The organism is Curtobacterium sp. AB451, from assembly GCF_050585845.1.
Classification (GTDB): Bacteria; Actinomycetota; Actinomycetes; order Actinomycetales; family Microbacteriaceae; genus Curtobacterium.
Window position 1 is genome coordinate 544,481 of record NZ_JBOBQG010000001.1, and the last position, 16,998, is coordinate 561,478.

The window sequence follows — 16,998 nt, forward strand, 5'->3', positions numbered from 1 at the left end:
TCAACTCGACGGACACCTCCCGAAACCGGCGCCGACGCTGCCGATCCACTCAGGAACCGGTTCCGGCGCGACCCACCACCTTGCGGCAGATGTAACTTTGCAGCCAGCGCAAAGTTTCCGGGAGACACTGCACATGACCCAGACCGCGACCGCACCCGTGGCCCCCACCACGTCGTCGAACACCGTGATGAACCACCGGCAGATCCTGCTGGTCATCTACGGCCTGATGGCGGGGATGTTCCTCGGCGCCCTCGACCAGACGATCGTCGGCACCGCGATCCGCACGATCGGTGACGACCTGCACGGGCTCGACCAGCAGGCCTGGGTCACCACGGCCTACCTGATCGCCTCGACGATCACCACGCCGATCTACGGCAAGCTCTCCGACATCTTCGGCCGCCGTCCGCTGTTCCTCACGGCCATCGGCATCTTCATCGTCGGGTCCTTCGCCGCGTCGTTCTCGACCTCGATGCTCATGCTCGCCGGCTTCCGCGCGCTGCAGGGCCTCGGCGCGGGCGGTCTCATGTCCCTGCCGCTCGCGATCATGGGCGACATGCTCGCTCCGCGCGAGCGCGCCAAGTACCAGGGCTACTTCCTCGCCGTCTTCGGCATCTCGAGCGTCATCGGACCGCTCGTCGGCGGCGTGTTCGCCGGGGCTGACCAGCTGCTGTTCGTCGCCGGCTGGCGCTGGGTCTTCCTGATCAACGTGCCGATCGGCATCATCGCGCTCTTCATGGTGCTGACGTTCCTGCACCTGCCGAAGTTCGGTGACCGCGGCAAGCCTCGCATCGACTGGTGGGGCGCCACGCTCGTCATCGTCACGCTGGTGCCCCTGCTCCTCATCGCCGAGCAGGGCCGCGAGTGGGGCTGGAGTTCGCCCGGCGCCTTCGCCTGCTACGGCATCGGCGCGGTGGGACTCGTCGCGTTCATCCTGGTCGAGCGTGCGATGGGCGACGACGCGATCCTGCCGCTCAAGCTCTTCGGTTCCCGCGTCTTCTCGATGTCGGCGGTGCTGTCGGTACTGGTCGGCTTCGGCATGTTCGGCGCGATGCTCACCATCCCGCTGTACCTGCAGATCGTGAAGGGCGTCACGCCGACCGAGTCCGGCTTCTCGATGCTCCCGATGGTCCTCGGCCTGATGATCTCGTCGATCGCCTCCGGCCAGATCATCTCGCGGACCGGCAACTACCAGGTCTTCCCGATCACCGGCACCGCGTTCACCGCCATCGGCTTCCTGGTCCTGACGTTCCTCACCGCCGACAGTCCGCTGTGGTTCCTGATGCTCGGCATGTTCGGCATCGGCCTCGGACTCGGACAGCTCATGCAGACCCTGACGCTCGCGGCGCAGAACTCCGTGAGCCCGCGGGACATCGGTGTCGCGACCAGTGCCGCCACGTTCTTCCGCCAGATCGGCGGCACCATGGGTACGGCCGTGCTGCTGTCCGTCCTGTTCACGCTCATGCCGACCAACATCACGACGGCGATGCAGAACGAGGGCGACCTGAAGAGCGCCCTGAACGCTGCCCTCACGCCCTCGGTCGCGAACGCGTCGGCGAACAAGGGCGTGATGGACCAGATCTGGAACAAGATCGTCGACCCGGTGCAGCAGAAGGTCCAGGACGGCCTCGACGAGGGCGCCACCCAGGCCAAGCAGGCCGCGGACGCCGCCGTCACGAAGCAGGTCACCGCAGCGGTCCAGCAGCAGGTCGCCGCCGGTGCCGTCCCCGCGGCGTCGGCCGACTCGATCATCGCCGAGAAGGTCGCCGCGGCGACGCCCGCCGCCGAGCAGCAGGCGCTCGAGACCGCCGCCTCGAAGGCCGGTGCCGAGGTCGTGGACGGCTCGCTGCAGGTCGACTACTCCAACGCCGACCAGCGTCAGAACGTCGTGGACGAGGTCGCGCCGACCCTCGTCAAGCAGCTCGAGCAGGGTGATTCGAGTGCGAGCTCATCGAGCAGCTCCGCGACGAGCGACACGTCGTTCCTGAACGGCGCGGACAAGCGGCTCACCCGCCCGTTCCTCGTCGGGTTCAGCGACTCGGCCGTGGTCGTGTACTACGTCGGCCTCGCCGTGATCCTGCTCGCGTTCGTCCTCACCTGGTTCTTCCGCGTGCCGCCGCTCCGCAAGGTCTCGGCGCTGCAGGAGCAGGCGAACACCGAACGCGCCGACAACGAGCGCGCGAGCGCCGACGCGGACCGTCTGACCATGGACGCCCAGCACGCGGCGGCCCGGACGGGCTCGCTGGTCTCGCCGGACACCGGCTCGACGTCGGTCGTGCCGACCTCGCCGGACGTCGTGTCCCAGCCCCGTCCCGCCGGTTCCGCCGTCGGGAGCGGTCAGCTCGGAGGCACGGCCTCCCCCGCCGGCACCGCCCGGTCAGACGCGTCCCCCCGCCCGGCGACCGGCGCTGCCCGGACCGCCACGCTCGAGGACACCCGCGCACCGCTGCCCGACGCGACCACCCACGGCGCACACTCCGCCGCCGCCCCGGTCGACGAGCCGCCGACCACCACCGGGACGATCCGCACCCGGGCCGCCCACGCACTGCCGACCCCGGTGGACGCGGTGCCGGACGCGACCAGCGACCGGGCCGACACGACACGGTTGGCGGACCTGCCCACGAACACGACGCGGGTCGACGGCGGCGAGGCGAGTCGCGCCTCCCGTCCGGACGCCCACGGGCACGGCCGCCACTCCGCCGGGTAGCGCCCGGCCACGCGGCGCCACCCGCGCCGGCGCCCGACGACCGGGAACGACGAGGTCGATGTCGTACGACGTCGACCTCGTCGTTCCGAGTCGACACCGCCAACGCCACCGACAACGCCACCGACACCGACACCGCCATCGGCACCGGCACGCGTCAGCCGGCCGAGGCCTCCGACCCGACCACCTCGAACGCCGCCCCGGGCAGCCGCCGACGCATCACGTCCACCGCGACCGGGTTGTCGTCGACCAGCACGAACCGCCGGCCGAGCGCCCGGGCCACCGCTCCCGTCGTCCCGCTGCCGGCGAAGAAGTCGAGCACCCAGTCCCCCTCGCGCGACGAGGCCTGCACGATCCGGCGCAGCACCCCCTCGGGCTTCTGCGTGGGGTAGCCGGTCTTCTCCTTGCCGGTCGGCGACACGATCGTGTGCCACCAGACGTCGGTCGGGAGCTTCCCGCGCTCGCGCTTCTCGGGGGTGACGAGGCCCGGCGCCATGTACGGCTCGCGGTCGACCGCCTCGGAGTCGAACCAGTACCGCGACGGATCCTTCACGTAGACGAGGATCGTGTCGTGCTTCGTGGGCCACCGCGACCGGGACTTCGCACCGAAGTCGTACGCCCAGACGATCTCGTTGAGGAAGGCATCGCGGCCGAAGAGCGCGTCGAGCAGGACCTTGGCGTAGTGCGACTCGCGGTAGTCGAGGTGGAGGTAGAGGGTGCCGTCGTCGGCGAGGAGCCGCCACGCCTCGAGCAGCCGGGGTTCGAGGAAGGACCAGTAGTCCTCGAACCGGTCGTCGAAGCGCATCAGGTCACCGCGCACCCGCTCGTACGAGCTCCCCCGGAAGCCCGTCACCCGCTCGCGACGACGATCCGCCGCGACCGGCTCGGCAGTTGCCGACGGCTCGGCAGTTGCCGACCGCTCGACCGCTGCCGACCGCTCCCGCACCGCCGCGCTCGCGTGGCGACGCTGGTACCGACCGGTGTTGAACGGCGGGTCGAGGTAGACGAGTGTGAACGACCCGTCCGCCAGGGTCGGCAGGACGTCGAGGTTGTCGCCGAGCACCACCCGGTCCGGGCCCCGATCGTCGCCGCTGTGCACCCGACCATTGTGGTCCACGCCGAGCGACGGGTCAGCCGCAGGTCACCCGGGTGATGCGGGCGTCCTCGTCCGGCATCCACGCGCCCCCGGCCCAGACGTCCACCGGCTCGCCGGCGTGCAGTGCCGTCGTCACGACGAGGTCGTGCGGACCGGTCACCTGGGCGACCTCCTCGTCGACGGAGAACTGGACGGTCGCCGAGGCGCAGCTCGTGTCCGCGGTGACCTCCCACCCGGCACACCCGTAGTCGACGCAGCCGTCCGGCCACGACCCGTCGGCGTCCTCGTCGTCGGAGTCGAGCGGCGTGCGGGTCAGCGCGACGGGCTGGTCCGGCGCGGTGAAGCAGGTCACGTCGCGGATGCCGCCCCACTCCTCGGAACCCTGCTCGGTGAGGATCAGCGGCGTGCCGGAGGTCAGTACGACGGTGCGGGTGTCGGTGCGCACGTCGTCCCCGCTCTCGGTGTCCGAGAAGCCGACCGTCACCTCGGCGGGACCGTCGCACTCGGCGTCGATCTGCCACGCCCAGCAGCCGTCTGCGAAGTCGATCGCTCCGCAGGTCGCCTGCCACGTCTCGTCGTCGGCGATGAACGACGCGGTGACCGTCCCGTCGTCGGACGTCCACGGCTCCTGGTCGCCCGCGTCCGGTGCGGCGTCGTCCGTGGCACCGCCGCCGGGTGCGCCGTCGTCCGGGACGCTGCCGTCCGGCCCGGTGTCCTGGAGCCCGACCGCGAGCGTCTGCCCGCTGTCCTGCACGGCGCGCACGACGGGATCGACGGCGGCCGTCGCACCGACCACGAGCAAGAGCGCCGCTGCTCCGGCCGTGACGGCGACGACGGTCCGGCTGCGGTGCCGCAGCGGCGAAGGGACCCCGGGCCGGTTCGGCGAAGGGACCCCGGGCCGGTCCGGCGAGGCGGTGGTGTCGTCCGCAGTGGCGAAGGGCCGTGCGCTCGTCATCCCCCACGCGGCGGCCTCCCAGGCCGCCAGCGCCCGGTCGTCGTCGAGTCCCGGGGACGCGGCCCGCGCCCGCACCGGGACCTCGGCCGCCCGCCACGTGGCCGCGTCGTCCCGGATCGAGGCCGCGGTTCGTTCCGCGGTCTCGCCGAGCCGCGCGGAACCCACCACCAGTACCGCGACGCCGGCCACCAGCGGTACCAGGGCGACCGCGCCCGGACCGCCGAGGGCACCGACGACGACGACGACGGCGAGCGAGAGCGCCGCCACGGCGAGGGCGATCCACCGCACGGCACGCAGGCGACGGGCCGCCGGCGGCAGGAACCGCCGGAACGAGCGCGGGACCGGCTCCCAGAAGCGCCACCCCGCGGGGGCGAACGGGATCTCCGGCGCGGGCGACCAGCCCGGAGCGGGCTCGGCGGCCTGGTGGAGTTCCACCCACTCGGCGGTCGGCGTCGGCCAGCCGGGAGGCGTCCGGAACCGGAAGGGCGGGGTCGACTCGTCGCGCACGATCAGACCGTACCCGAGCGTCCAGCCGGTTCACAGACCCTTCTTCGGGAGGGGCGTAGCGTCTGCCGCATGGCGACACCCGAGGTGCGGAACGACACCGACAAGCAGCAGTACTCCCTCGTCGAGGACGGCGAGGTCATCGGCTTCGCGGCGTACGAGGTCGACGACGACGAGATCCGGTTCGTGCACACCGAGGTCGATCCCGCGCACCGTGGTGGCGGTCACGCGTCGATCCTCGTGGAGCACGCGCTCGACGACGTCCGGTCGGGATCGTCGCGCCGGGTCGTCCCGCAGTGCAGCTACGTCGCCGCGTGGATCGAGCGGCACCCGGACTACCAGGAGCTCACGACCCGCTGACCGGGCTCAGTACGTCCGGTCGTGCGTGCCGGCCCGGACCGCGTGCCGACCGGCGCTGCGCACCGCCGGCACCTTGATGAGGACGCTGCCGCTCAGCAGGTCGTGGTCGTCGTCCGCCGGCGTCGGTGCCTCCTTCGGGAGGCGCGACTGCCGTTCGTACTCCGCTTGCGTCTCGTGACGGGTCGGCGCGAACACCTCGTCCATCATCGAGACCACGCCGCCGGATCCGCCGCTCCGCGTGGACTTGTTCGACAGGTCGATCCACCCCACGCGATCGGCGATCCACATCACGACGGCCGCCGCGGCCACCGCCCCCAGGAAGATCAACCAGTTCACGCACACGACGCTACGTGCGCGTTCCGGAGGGGACATCCGCCGCGCGGAGGATTCTCACGATCCACATGGCTCGTTCTTCAGGACGACACCCACACTGGTCCTGCGGCCGCCCGGAACCCCCCTCTCCGGGCGGCCGACCACGTGTGACCGACGACGTGCGGCCGGTCGCGTTCCAGCGCTGCGTGCCAGGATGGCGACGTGCTCGACGACGCAGACCGGGACCTCATGCGGGCGTTCGCTCGCTACATCGAGAAGGCGAACGAGCTCGCCGCCGCGGAACAGCAGGCGGTGACCACACCGATCGGTGAACGGATCGGCGCCCACCTCGGCGTCGACCCGCAGTCGGTCCCCGTGGTCACCGAGGAGTTCCCCGACCACCGCCTCGTCGACGCCGACATCGCCCTCGAGGAGCTCGCCGGCACCGACCCCGATGCCCTCGTCGGCATCGCGGGCGACGACAGCCGGTTCCACAGCTCGGTCAGCGAGTTCATCGCGAACCCGCACGTGCGGTGGGCGCCCGGCCCCGTGAGCTTCGCCACCCGGGCCACCGGTGCCGACACCACCCGTCGGGTCGTGTCGTTCGGGCTCCGGTTCCTCACCTTCGACGGCGCTCCGGTCGCGGTCGTCCAGCGGTCCGCCAAGCCGGAGTACGGCCGTGGCCGCGCCAGCCTCGAGATCCTCTCCCCCGACCAGGACGCCGCCACCGCGTTCCTGCTCCGCCTCCGTGCCCTCATGATCGAGCGGAGCGTCCTGCGCGGGCAGGTCCTCTCGTTCGTGCAGTCCGAGTACGGGGCCGATGCCGGGGCGACGTTCCTCCGCCGACCCGAGGTCGACGCCGACGACGTCGTCCTCGGCACGGGCGTGCTCGACGAGGTGGTCGACCACGTCGTGGGGATCGGCGAGCAGCGTGCGGCGCTCCTCGCGGCCGGACAGCACCTCAAGCGCGGTGTGCTCCTCTACGGCCCTCCCGGGACGGGCAAGACGCTCACGATCCGGCACCTCCTCACCCGGACGACCGGAGTCACCGCGATCCTGCTCACCGGCTCGAGCATCGCGGCGATCGGTGCCGCGGCCGAGATCGCCCGGACCTTCCAGCCGTCACTCGTCGTGATGGAGGACATCGACCTCGTCGCGATGGAACGCCACAGCTCCCCGCAGCCGCTGCTGTTCGAAGTGCTCGACGCCCTCGACGGGCTCGACGGCGACGCGGACGTCGCCTTCGTGATGACCACGAACCGGGTGTCCGTGCTCGAACGCGCCCTCGCGGACCGTCCCGGCCGGGTCGACCTCGCCGTGGAGATCCCGCTCCCCGCCCTGCCCGAGCGCGTCCGGCTCTTCCGCCGGTACGCCGGCTCGCTGCCCTTCTCCGAGGCCGCCCTCGCCGAGGCGGCCGAGCGTGCCGAGGGCACGACGGGCTCCTTCGCCAAGGAGCTCATGCGGCGGAGCGTCCTCGGTGCGGCCCTGCGCGGTGCCGAACCCGCGGACGTCGACCTGTGTGCGGCCCTCGACTCGCTGCTCACCGAGCGGAGCGCCCTGACCCGGAAGCTGCTCGGCACGCGCTCCGCCGAGGACACCGGTGAGCCCGATGACGACGAGGAGGAGGACGACGACACAGCTGCAGGCGAGTGGGTGGCCTTCGCCCCGCTCGCGCGAACCACGTTCACCCCAGACGGCGTGGGTCGGACGATCGCGACCGGGACCCAGTCCGACGACGGAGCGGGAGACGACGAGGACGACGACCCGTCGGCGGAGCGCTGATCAGGGGACGCGCTCGAGCCACTCCCGCGTGGCGAACTTCGACGCCACGAGCTCCTGTGCCCGTCGACGCTCGTCCTCGGTCACGTGCCCCTCGTGCGCCCCGTACAGCTTCGTGAACGTCGCGATGAGGCGGTCGATGATCTCGGCGCGGGTGAGCCCGGTCTGGGAGCGCAGCGGGTCGACCCGCTTGGCGGCCGACGTGGTGCCCTTGTCGCTCATCTTCTCGCGGCCGATGCGCAGCACCTGCACCATCTTCTCGCCGTCCATGTCGTAGCTCATGGTGGCGTGGTGCAGCAGCGACCCGGTGCCGAGCCGCTTCTGCGCGGCCCCACCGATCTTGCCCTTGGTCGACGAGATGTCGTTGAGCGGCTGGTAGTACGCCTCGATGCCGAGGGACTTCAGCGCCTCGATCACCCACTCGTCGAGGTACGCGTAGGAGTCGGCGAAGGTCATGCCCTGCACGAGGTCGGTCGGCACGTACAGCGAGTACGAGATGATCGCGCCGGCGTCCATGAACATCGCGCCACCGCCGGAGATCCGACGGACGACCTCGACGCCGTACTTCGCCGCGCCCTCGGGGTCGACCTCGTTCTTCAGGGACTGGAACGACCCGATGACGACCGCCGGCTGGTCCCACTCCCAGATGCGCAGGGTGGGTCCGCGGCGACCTGCCCCGACCTCTTCCGTGAGCACCTGGTCGAGCGCGAGGTGCTCGTTCGGGCTGATCGGTCCCTCGTGGATGATCTCCCAGTCGTACTCGCGCCAGGTCGACGCACGCGAGAGGGCTCGGCGGACCGCGACCCCGACGGACTCGGGGGTGAAGCCGAGCAGGACGGCGTCCTCCGGCAGGGCGGACCGCACGGCGGCGGCGATGCCCGCGGCGTCGGTCGTGGCCGGCAGGCCGTCCACGGCGGCGTCGATGAGCGGCAGCGCGTCGTCCGGTTCGAGGAAGAAGTCCCCGGCGAGCCGGAACTGGTCGATCACCCCGTCGACGACCTCGAGGTCGACGACGACCAGCTTCCCGCCTGGGACCTTGTACTCACCGTGCACACGACGAGCCTACGCCGCGTCGGACGGGAGGCGCGGGACGGCGCCGACCCGCGCCTCCCGTCCGACAGCCGGAACCGTCTCAGGCCGTGCGCGCGACCGCCCGGTCCAGCCACCTGACCAGGTCCGCGACGACCTCGTCGCGGTTCGTCTCGTTGTAGACCTCGTGGCGGGCCCCCTCGTACACCCGCACGGTGACGTCGGAGAGTCCGCCGCGACGCCGGTAGGCGTCGGCCAGCCGCTCGACCGAGCGTGGTCCGCCGAGGGAGTCCTCGGAGCCGACCTGCAACAGCATCGGCAGGTCGTGCGGGATCCCCCGACGCGGGACCCCGAGGAGCCGCAGGGCGTCGCGGATCCCGAAGAGCCCGATGACGTCCGCCTCGACCGCGAGCGGGTCGGCCGCGACGGCCTCGATGACGGACCGGTCGCGTGTCAACCACTCGAACTTCGTCGGGCCGGAACCCGCGTGCCGGGCGTTCAGGTCACCGCTGTTCATCCACCCCGGCAGCCGGTACGCGCTCGCGGACAGGACGACCCCGTCGTACGACCCCGACGAGGTGTTCACGATCCGCTGGGCCATGAGCGAGCCCCACGAGTGTCCGAGCAGTACGAGCGGGACGCCGGGGGTGTCCTCGCGCGCGACGGCGCTCATCTGCTCGACGGCCGCGATCGCCGCACGGAGTCCACCGGGGCCGAGTCGTCCGAGCTTCGCGTGGTCGCCGTCCCACTGCGCCAGCCCGGTGCGACCGTGCCCACGGTGGTCGTTCGCGTGCACGGTCCAGCCGGCGCGGACGAGGTCCTGCGCGAGCGGCTCGTAGCGGAGCCCGTGCTCACCGACGCCGTGGGCGATCTGCACGATCCCCTTCGGTCGCGCCGCACGCCAGGTCGAGTAGACGATCTCGACGCCGTGCGCGTCGGTGAACGAGGCGTCGCCTCGGGCTGCAGAGAACGTGGGCACACCCGCATCCTCGCAGACGGGCGCGCCCGCGCGCTGTTCACCCGGCGTTCACGCAGTGGGCTCGGAGCGGGCCTACCGTCTCGCGCATGGACGTCCTCGTCACCGTCGTGCTGGTGATCGTGGTGGCCCTCGTGTTCGACTTCACGAACGGCTTCCACGACACCGCGAACGCCATGGCCACCTCGGTCGCCACCGGAGCACTGAAGCCCCGGACCGCCGTGCTCATCTCCGCCGTCCTCAACGTGGTCGGCGCGTTCCTGTCCACCGAGGTCGCGAAGACCGTCTCGCAGGGCATCATCCGCGAGGGGCAGGACGGCATCCACATCTCGCCGACGATGATCTTCGCGGGACTCGTCGGCGCCGTGCTGTGGAACCTCGCCACCTGGTACTTCGGGCTGCCGTCGTCCTCGACGCACGCGCTCTTCGGCGGGCTCATCGGCGCGTCGATCATCGGCGCGGGCCTGAACTCGGTCGACTGGGCGACGGTCGTCTCGAAGGTCGTCCTGCCGGCCCTGCTCTCCCCCGTCATCGCGGGCGTCATCGCCCTCGTCGCGACGTACCTCGCGTACACGCTGACGAAGAACGCGACCACCCACGGTGCCGCGACGGGCTTCCGGCACGGCCAGACGATCTCGGCGTCGCTCGTGTCGCTCGCGCACGGCACGAACGACGCCCAGAAGACGATGGGTGTCATCACGCTCACCCTGATCGCCGCGAACTACCAGTCCGCCGGGACCGGACCGGCACTCTGGGTGATCCTGGCGTGCGGCCTGGCGATCGGCCTCGGCACCTACATGGGCGGCTGGCGGATCATGCAGACCGTCGGCAAGAAGATCTCCGACGTGCAGTCGCCGCAGGGCTTCGCGGCGGAGACCAGCTCGGCGGCGACGATCCTCGTGTCGTCGCACCTCGGTTTCGCGCTCTCGACCACCCACGTCACGAGTGGCTCGGTGATCGGCTCGGGCCTCGGCAAGAAGCTCGCCGACGTGCACTGGTCGGTCGTCGGTCGCATCGTCGTGGCGTGGGTGATCACGCTGCCCGCGGCCGCGGTCGTCGGCGCCCTCGCCACCTGGGTCGCGTCGACGTCGACCATCGGGCTCGTCCTGGTCGCGGTGCTCGCCCTGGCCGGCGGGCTGACCTTCTTCTTCCTCGCCAAGCGCAAGCCGATCTCCCGCGACGACGTCGCGGCCGGATCGACCGGACCCACCGACCGGGCCGAGCCGCAGCCGGCCGGCGCGACGAACTGAGGGGCACGACGATGGAGATCGACTTCACGAGCATCGGCCTGGTCGCCGGCGTCGGGTTCGTGGCCGCGGTGGGCATCGTGCTCGTCTACACGCTCGGTCTGCGGCTGCTCGGCCTCGGCCAGCCGGTCGACGCCGGCGGCGAGCGCACCCGGTACTCCGAGGAGACCCCGCGGTCCGGGCACACCCCCCGGTCGCCCTGGCGGGAGCCGTGCTGTGCTTCGCCGTGTGCGTCGCCGCGGTCCTCCTGGGCATCTGGCTGACCATCCCGCAGTTCCACTGACCGACGCCGCGAACCGCCTGCGATGATCGATCGGTGACCCACCACCACCTCGACGCCACCGTCGACACCGCGATCGACGTCCTCACCGCCGAGCGACGCCCGGTCCTGACCGTCGCACCGGGCGACACCGTGACCGTCCGGACGCTGAGCGCCGCGGGCTACACCGAGCGCCAGTCGGCCCCGGGGGTCGAGGCCCCGACCCTCGTCGACCCGCGCCGGGGGCACTGCCTGGTGGGCCCGATCGCCGTCGCGGGGGCACAGCCGGGGGCGGTCCTGGCCGTGCGGTTCGACGCGCTCGTGCCGGACGACTGGGGGTACACCGGCTCCGGCGGCGTCGACACCCCGGTGAACCGGGCGCTCGGCCTGACCGACCCGGCGGCACGCGGACCGCTGCTCTGGGACATCGACCCGGCGGCCGGCACGGCGGTGAACCAGCTCGGCCTCGGCGTGCGCACCGCACCGTTCCTCGGGGTCGTCGGTCTCCCGCCGGAGCCCACCGGCGAGCACTCGACGATCCCACCCCGCGAGGCCGACGGCGGCAACGTCGACTGCCGCGAACTCGTCGCCGGTTCCACCCTCTACCTGCCCGTGACGGTGCCGGACGCCCTCCTCTTCGTCGGCGACGGCCACGCCGCCCAGGGTGACGGCGAGGTCTCCGGCACCGCGGTCGAGTGCGGCATGACGACCACGATGACGCTCTCGCTGCTCGACGCGGCACCCGTCGCCGGCGTGCACGCCGACACACCGGCCGGCCGGGTCACCCTCGGCTTCGACGCGGACCTCAACACCGCGACGACCACCGCCCTCGACCGGATGGTCGACTGGATCGCCGGACTCCACGGCATCGGCCGCGCCGAGGCGCTCGCCATGGCGAGCGTGGCGGTCAGCATGCGGGTGACGCAGGTCGCGAACCGCACGTGGGGTGTGCACGCGCTGCTCCCCCACGACGCGATCCTGCCGTCGGGCGCACCCCGCTGACGGACAGGAGGCGCGGCTCGGGTCCGCAGATCCGCTCGCCCACGCCGCGCCTCCCGTCGGCGGTTCCTTCCCATGGCGCCCGCGCTGGGAAGCAGGAACGGGCGTACCTGGTCGGAAGTTCCGACCAGGTACGCCCGTTTCGGGTAGGTACGCCCGGTTCCGCCAGGCACCGGCGCGCGCCGAGGCGCGGGCGGGCACGGGGCGGTCAGTGGGCGCTGTAGCCGCCGTCGACCAGGTGGTAGCTGCCGCTGATGAAGGACGCCTTGTCGCTCAGCAGGAACAGCACCAGGGCGGCGACCTCGCTGTCGGTGCCGAGTCGCTTCGCGGCGTGCTCGGCCTCGAGGGCGCTGAGCTCCTCCGGCGAGAGCGACGCGCGCACGAGCGGGGTGTCGATGAAGCCGGGACCGACCGCGTTCGTGCGGACACCCTTCGCCGTGTACTCGAGGGCTGCCACTTTCGTGAGCCCGACGAGCGCGTGCTTCGACGCGACGTACGCGGCGTTCTGCGCGATGCCGACCGACCCGAGCACCGACGCCATGTTCACGATCGCGCCACCGCCGGAGGCGAGCATCGCCGGGATCTCGTAGCGGAGGCCGTAGAACACCCCGTCGAGGTCCACCGCACGCACGCGGTCCCACGCGGCGACGTCGTACTCGCCGATGGGCTGCGGTGCGGCGCCGATGCCGGCGTTGTTCACGGCGAGGTGCAGGGCGCCGTACGTGTCCACGGCGAACTGCACCATGCGCTCGTCGTCGGCCGCGACGGCGGAGTTGGCCTCGAACGCGCTCGCCGTCCCGCCGGCCTCCTCGATCGACGTCACGACCCGCTGTGCGGCGTCGAGCCGGATGTCGGTGACGACGACCGACGCGCCCGCCGCGGCGAGCTCCTTCGCGATGGCCGCACCGATGCCGCTGCCGCCACCGGTGACGATGGCGACCTTGCCCTCGAACTCGGACATGATTCCTTCTCTCTCGACAACACCTGTTGGTCATCAGCACGATACACCCGGAAACCAGTTCGTTCGCTGAACTAATTTGCTAGGCTAACGACCTGTGACCGACGCCACCGACCTCCGCATCGCGGTGAACCGCCTCTCCCGCACGCTCCGCGCGCAGAAGGCCGACACCACCGTCAGCGATGCCCAGTTCTCCGCGCTCGCTCGACTGCACCGCGACGGCCCGATGACCCTCGCCGAACTCAGTCGGCAGGACGGCGTCACCCCGCCGTCGATGACGAAGACGATCGCCGTCCTCGTCGAGCGCGGCCTCGTCTCGAAGGGCGACCACGGCGACGACCGCCGCAAGGTCCTGCTCGGCGCGACCGGTGCCGGCGCCGCGTTCGTCGAGGAGACCCGGCGCCGTCGGGACGGCTGGCTCACCCCGAGGCTCGCCGAGCTCACCGAGGCCGAACGACGCACCCTGGCCGACGCCACCGAGATCATGAGGAGGCTGGCCCAGCAGTGACCGCCATGTTCCGCTCCCTGTCCGCCCGCAACTACCGCATCTGGTTCGCCGGCGCCCTGGTGTCCAACGTCGGCACCTGGATGCAGCGCACCGCCCAGGACTGGATCGTCCTGACGAAGCTGTCCGACAACGACGCCATCGCCGTCGGCATCACCATGGCGCTGCAGTTCGGTCCGCAGCTGCTGCTCCTCCCGCTCACCGGACTCGCCGCCGACCGGTTCGACCGGCGGAAGATGCTCATGCTCACGCAGGGGCTGATGGGCGCTCTCGGCCTGGGGCTCGGCATCATGGTGCTCACCGACACCGCCACGCTCTGGTCGCTGTACGGGTTCGCGCTCGCGCTCGGCATCGTCGCCGCGTTCGACACCCCGATCCGCCAGGCCTTCGTGTCCGACGTCGTGCAGGGCGAACACGTCGCCAACGCCGTGGCGCTCAACTCCGCGTCGTTCAACGCCGCCCGGCTCATCGGCCCCGCGGTCGCCGGTGTGCTCATCGCGGCGATCGGCTCCGGCTGGGTGTTCGTCATCAACGCCGGCTCGTTCATGGCCGTCCTCATCGCGCTGCGCTTCGTCGACCCGGCGCAGCTCGCCGAACGGATCCGGGCGAAACGGGGCAAGGGGCAGATCCTCGCGGGCTTCCGGTACGTCCGCACCCGACCCGACATCATCGTCGTGCTCTGCATGATCTTCGTCGTCGGCACCTTCGGCGTGAACTTCCCGATCTTCACTTCGACGATGGCCCGCGTCGAGTTCCACAAGGGGGCCGGCGAGTTCGGCCTGCTCAACTCGGTGATGGCGATCGGCTCGGTGGCCGGCGCCCTGCTCTCGGCACGCCGGGACCGCCCGCGGATGCGCACGCTCGTCATCGCCTCCGCCGGGTTCGGACTGGCGTGCGTCGCCGCGGCCGTCGCACCGACGTACTGGTCGTTCGCGATCGTGCTGGTGTTCGTCGGACTCGCGTCGCTGACGTTCATGACGACCGCGAACGCCCTGGTGCAGACCACCACGAAGCCCGCGATGCGCGGCCGCGTGATGGCGCTCTACATGGCGATCTTCGCGGGCGGTACCCCCATCGGCGCCCCGATCGTCGGAGCCGTCGCCGATGTCTGGGGTCCGCGCTGGGCCATCGCCGTCGGCGCGGCCTCGGGGTTCGTGGCCCTGGCGATCGCTCTCGTCTGGCTCATCCGGTACGAGCGGTTCCGGGTGCGGTACGACGCGGACACACGACTGCACCTGGCGATCACGCACGCGATGCCGGTCGTCGGGACCCGCGCGTCGCGCGCGGCGCTCCGGCAGGACCTGGAACGCGACGAGGCGGTCGCCGACCGGTCCAGCGCCGTCTGACGTGACCGCCTGACGGCCGGGAGGCGCGGGTCCAGCCCGCCCCGCGCCTCCCGTCCGCCGCGCGCCGGGCCTCGCCCGCCCCGCGCCGGTCTCGCCTGCCCGCGCGGGTCTCGCCTGCCCGAGCGGGCGGAAAAAGTCACGCTCGGCGCTGCGGAGCGGCCGATTCCGCGCGCTCGGCGGAACCCCGCGGCGTGTCCTGCCCGGTCGTCGGGCGGGCTGTCCCGGCGTGTCGTGCCCACTCAGCGGGCGGCTGCGGGCGCGGCTCAGCGAGCGGCCGCGGGCGCTGCTCAGCGAGCGGCCGCGGGCGCGGCTCAGCGAGCGGCCGCGGGCGCTGCTCAGCGAGCGGCCGCGGGCGCGGCTCAGCGAGCGGCCGCGGGCGCGGCGAAGACACGTTCATCGAGGGCCTGCGCCACCCGGTCGGCCGCCGCGGCGAGCCGCTCCCCCGCGGCCCGCGCCGCGAGCACGGCGGCGTCGCCCGACACCGACTCGAGTCCCGCTCGGGTGTCTGCGAAGGCACGCACCTCGTCGGCGATGCACGACGGGGCGACGTCGGCCAGGCACTCGTCGGCACGCCGCGCGAGGAAGCGGAGCGACCTGGGACTGTGCTCGTCGAGGAGCAGGAAGGCCGCCGCGTCGTCCGGTCCGGGCGAGTGGTGGTCGCGACCGCGCTGGAACGCCTCACCGGCGCCGCACGCTCGCAGTGCAGTCGTCCACGACGCGCCAGACTCCGGGTCGAGCAGGGCCGACGCCAGCAACCGCGCCGTCACCGAGCACCGCTGCAGCGCCCGTCCGAGGGTGAAGAACTCCCAGACCTCGTCGTGGCTCGCATCCGCCTCGACGACCCCGATCGCGAGGGCGCTCCGCTCCCGGACCCAGGCGAGGAACTCGTGGGCGCGCTCCGGACCGACCTTGCGGGGCATCCGGGACCGCGTGACGTTGAGGCAGTCCCACAGCTCGGTGGAGACGACCTCGCGGGCACGGCGCGCGTTGTCCCGCGCGACCGCGACGGCGGACGCGATGGACGCGGGCTCGTGGCGGTCGAGCGCGAGGGAGTCGATCGTCGCGGCACGGTCGGGGTCGTTCGCCGGGCCCGCGGCTCCGACGACCGATCGGAGCTCGGCCGCGACCACCCGGTCCTGGTCGACGCCGGCCGGTTCACCACGGGCGACGTACACGTCGAGCATGCGTGCGACGACCTCGGCGCGTTCCACGGCGCTCCCGACGTGGAACACGCTCCCCGCGAGTCGGCTCAGCACGTCGGCTCCTGCATGCCGTGAACCTACTGACCGGGGATTGCGAGGGTGTTTCGTCGCCGCGTCACGGGTGTTGCGGGTCCGCCAGGGACGCTTGCAGGGGTCACTGAAGGACCGTCCCGACCGATCCGGTCCCCGCGCTCGCTAGACAATCTAACTAGAGCGTCTAGCATTGTGTTCATGAGTACCGAGGTGACGACGAGCGCCGCGGGGTTCTGGTACGGCGAGGATTCCCGGGTCGACGCGGTGGATGTGCTGAACGCACTCCGCAGGTACCGCAGCGCCGAGAGTGCTGCGCAACGCCGTGCGCGCGAGGCACTGGGCATCGGTGAGAACGCCCTGCTCGCCCTCCGCGCACTCATCGACGCCGAGGAAGCCGGCCGGACGGTCAACGCGAAGGACCTCGCCGAGCGCCTCGACATCACCCCTGCCTCGACGTCGGCCCTCGTGGACCGACTCGTCCGCAGCGGCCACGTCGAACGCCACGCCGACCCGAACGACCGCCGCGGCGTCATCCTTACCGCGTCCGGTGGATCCATGCGCCAAGTGCTGCAGGTGATCGACCAGCTCGACTCCCGCGCGGTCGAGGCGGCGGAACACCTGTCGACCGACGACATGGCCGTCATCGTGTCGTTCCTCGACGAGATGGTCCGCGTCGTGGACGAGGTCGACGTGGACGTCCGCGACCACGACCGCGGGATCAGCCGGTCCGCGTAGCC

The 16,998-nt window shown here is 71.9% G+C and carries 16 protein-coding genes; 9 read left to right on the forward strand and 7 right to left on the reverse strand.

All coding sequences use genetic code 11. The features are described 5' to 3' along the window. Positions 1–133 precede the first annotated feature (133 nt). Positions 134–2,704, forward strand: a complete 2,571-nt coding sequence (locus tag ACQXVK_RS02510; RefSeq protein ID WP_430852559.1) for a DHA2 family efflux MFS transporter permease subunit — start codon at positions 134–136, stop codon at positions 2,702–2,704. A 154-nt stretch (positions 2,705–2,858) separates the two neighbouring features. On the opposite strand, the gene ACQXVK_RS02515 is transcribed toward ACQXVK_RS02510, so the two are convergent. Further along, positions 2,859–3,800 (reverse strand): DNA methyltransferase, encoded by a 942-nt coding sequence (locus tag ACQXVK_RS02515; RefSeq protein WP_430852560.1) that lies wholly within the window; start codon positions 3,798–3,800, stop codon positions 2,859–2,861. 31 nt (positions 3,801–3,831) lie between these two features. After that, entirely contained in the window at positions 3,832–5,259 is a 1,428-nt protein-coding gene (locus ACQXVK_RS02520) for a hypothetical protein (protein WP_430852561.1), read from the reverse strand. A gap of 69 nt (positions 5,260–5,328) precedes the next feature. Between ACQXVK_RS02520 and ACQXVK_RS02525 the strand changes: the two genes are divergently transcribed. Continuing rightward, positions 5,329–5,616, forward strand: a complete 288-nt coding sequence (locus ACQXVK_RS02525) for a GNAT family N-acetyltransferase (protein ID WP_022906845.1) — start codon at positions 5,329–5,331, stop codon at positions 5,614–5,616. A 6-nt stretch (positions 5,617–5,622) separates the two neighbouring features. Here the strand turns inward: ACQXVK_RS02525 and ACQXVK_RS02530 are convergent, their stop codons facing one another. Beyond that, the gene (locus ACQXVK_RS02530; RefSeq protein ID WP_148286919.1) at positions 5,623–5,952 is read right to left on the reverse strand and encodes a hypothetical protein; all 330 of its coding nucleotides are present in this window, start codon (positions 5,950–5,952) and stop codon (positions 5,623–5,625) included. Positions 5,953–6,150: 198 nt separating this feature from the next. Between ACQXVK_RS02530 and ACQXVK_RS02535 the strand changes: the two genes are divergently transcribed. Continuing rightward, positions 6,151–7,710 (forward strand): AAA family ATPase, encoded by a 1,560-nt coding sequence (locus tag ACQXVK_RS02535; protein WP_430852562.1) that lies wholly within the window; start codon positions 6,151–6,153, stop codon positions 7,708–7,710. On the opposite strand, the gene ACQXVK_RS02540 is transcribed toward ACQXVK_RS02535, so the two are convergent. Beyond that, entirely contained in the window at positions 7,711–8,760 is a 1,050-nt protein-coding gene (locus tag ACQXVK_RS02540) for a lipoate--protein ligase family protein (RefSeq protein WP_402264978.1), read from the reverse strand. A gap of 79 nt (positions 8,761–8,839) precedes the next feature. Then, complete coding sequence (locus ACQXVK_RS02545) at positions 8,840–9,715, reverse strand: alpha/beta hydrolase (RefSeq protein WP_022906841.1); 876 nt, start codon at positions 9,713–9,715, stop codon at positions 8,840–8,842. A gap of 86 nt (positions 9,716–9,801) precedes the next feature. Between ACQXVK_RS02545 and ACQXVK_RS02550 the strand changes: the two genes are divergently transcribed. The 3 genes from ACQXVK_RS02550 to ACQXVK_RS02560 are packed head-to-tail and all read left to right on the forward strand — an operon-like array spanning position 9,802 to position 12,220. Further along, positions 9,802–10,962 carry an inorganic phosphate transporter gene (locus tag ACQXVK_RS02550; RefSeq protein WP_416393688.1) on the forward strand — a complete coding sequence of 387 codons (1,161 nt, stop codon included), beginning with the start codon at positions 9,802–9,804 and terminating at the stop codon, positions 10,960–10,962. Positions 10,963–10,973: 11 nt separating this feature from the next. Then, positions 10,974–11,222 carry a hypothetical protein gene (locus ACQXVK_RS02555; protein WP_430852563.1) on the forward strand — a complete coding sequence of 83 codons (249 nt, stop codon included), beginning with the start codon at positions 10,974–10,976 and terminating at the stop codon, positions 11,220–11,222. A gap of 53 nt (positions 11,223–11,275) precedes the next feature. Beyond that, positions 11,276–12,220 carry an acetamidase/formamidase family protein gene (locus ACQXVK_RS02560; protein WP_430852564.1) on the forward strand — a complete coding sequence of 315 codons (945 nt, stop codon included), beginning with the start codon at positions 11,276–11,278 and terminating at the stop codon, positions 12,218–12,220. A gap of 205 nt (positions 12,221–12,425) precedes the next feature. On the opposite strand, the gene ACQXVK_RS02565 is transcribed toward ACQXVK_RS02560, so the two are convergent. Beyond that, positions 12,426–13,178 carry an SDR family NAD(P)-dependent oxidoreductase gene (locus ACQXVK_RS02565; RefSeq protein WP_430852565.1) on the reverse strand — a complete coding sequence of 251 codons (753 nt, stop codon included), beginning with the start codon at positions 13,176–13,178 and terminating at the stop codon, positions 12,426–12,428. Positions 13,179–13,272: 94 nt separating this feature from the next. Here ACQXVK_RS02565 and ACQXVK_RS02570 point away from each other — a divergent pair, with 94 nt between their 5' ends. Together ACQXVK_RS02570 and ACQXVK_RS02575 are read left to right on the forward strand one after the other, a co-directional pair. After that, positions 13,273–13,683 (forward strand): MarR family winged helix-turn-helix transcriptional regulator, encoded by a 411-nt coding sequence (locus ACQXVK_RS02570; RefSeq protein ID WP_022905677.1) that lies wholly within the window; start codon positions 13,273–13,275, stop codon positions 13,681–13,683. Beyond that, the gene (locus ACQXVK_RS02575) at positions 13,680–15,026 is read left to right on the forward strand and encodes an MFS transporter (protein WP_430852567.1); all 1,347 of its coding nucleotides are present in this window, start codon (positions 13,680–13,682) and stop codon (positions 15,024–15,026) included. The genes ACQXVK_RS02570 and ACQXVK_RS02575 overlap by 4 nt, the downstream gene beginning before the upstream one ends. A 359-nt stretch (positions 15,027–15,385) precedes the next feature. Here the strand turns inward: ACQXVK_RS02575 and ACQXVK_RS02580 are convergent, their stop codons facing one another. Beyond that, positions 15,386–16,282, reverse strand: coding sequence for an alpha-E domain-containing protein (locus ACQXVK_RS02580; RefSeq protein ID WP_430852568.1), 897 nt, complete (start codon positions 16,280–16,282; stop codon positions 15,386–15,388). A gap of 177 nt (positions 16,283–16,459) precedes the next feature. Here ACQXVK_RS02580 and ACQXVK_RS02585 point away from each other — a divergent pair, with 177 nt between their 5' ends. Beyond that, positions 16,460–16,996, forward strand: a complete 537-nt coding sequence (locus tag ACQXVK_RS02585; protein WP_042723537.1) for a MarR family winged helix-turn-helix transcriptional regulator — start codon at positions 16,460–16,462, stop codon at positions 16,994–16,996. The last annotated feature ends 2 nt before the right edge of the window (positions 16,997–16,998 follow it).

Excerpts from the sequence above, each read along its gene's own strand:
- ACQXVK_RS02555 (WP_430852563.1), top strand. The coding sequence starts at position 10,974 with ATGGAGATCGACTTCACGAGCATCGGCCTGGTCGCCGGCGTCGGGTTC.
- ACQXVK_RS02585 (WP_042723537.1), top strand. The coding sequence starts at position 16,460 with ATGAGTACCGAGGTGACGACGAGCGCCGCGGGGTTCTGGTACGGCGAG.
- ACQXVK_RS02525 (WP_022906845.1), top strand. The coding sequence starts at position 5,329 with ATGGCGACACCCGAGGTGCGGAACGACACCGACAAGCAGCAGTACTCC.
- ACQXVK_RS02510 (WP_430852559.1), top strand. The coding sequence starts at position 134 with ATGACCCAGACCGCGACCGCACCCGTGGCCCCCACCACGTCGTCGAAC.
- ACQXVK_RS02565 (WP_430852565.1), bottom strand. The coding sequence starts at position 13,178 with ATGTCCGAGTTCGAGGGCAAGGTCGCCATCGTCACCGGTGGCGGCAGC.
- ACQXVK_RS02550 (WP_416393688.1), top strand. The coding sequence starts at position 9,802 with ATGGACGTCCTCGTCACCGTCGTGCTGGTGATCGTGGTGGCCCTCGTG.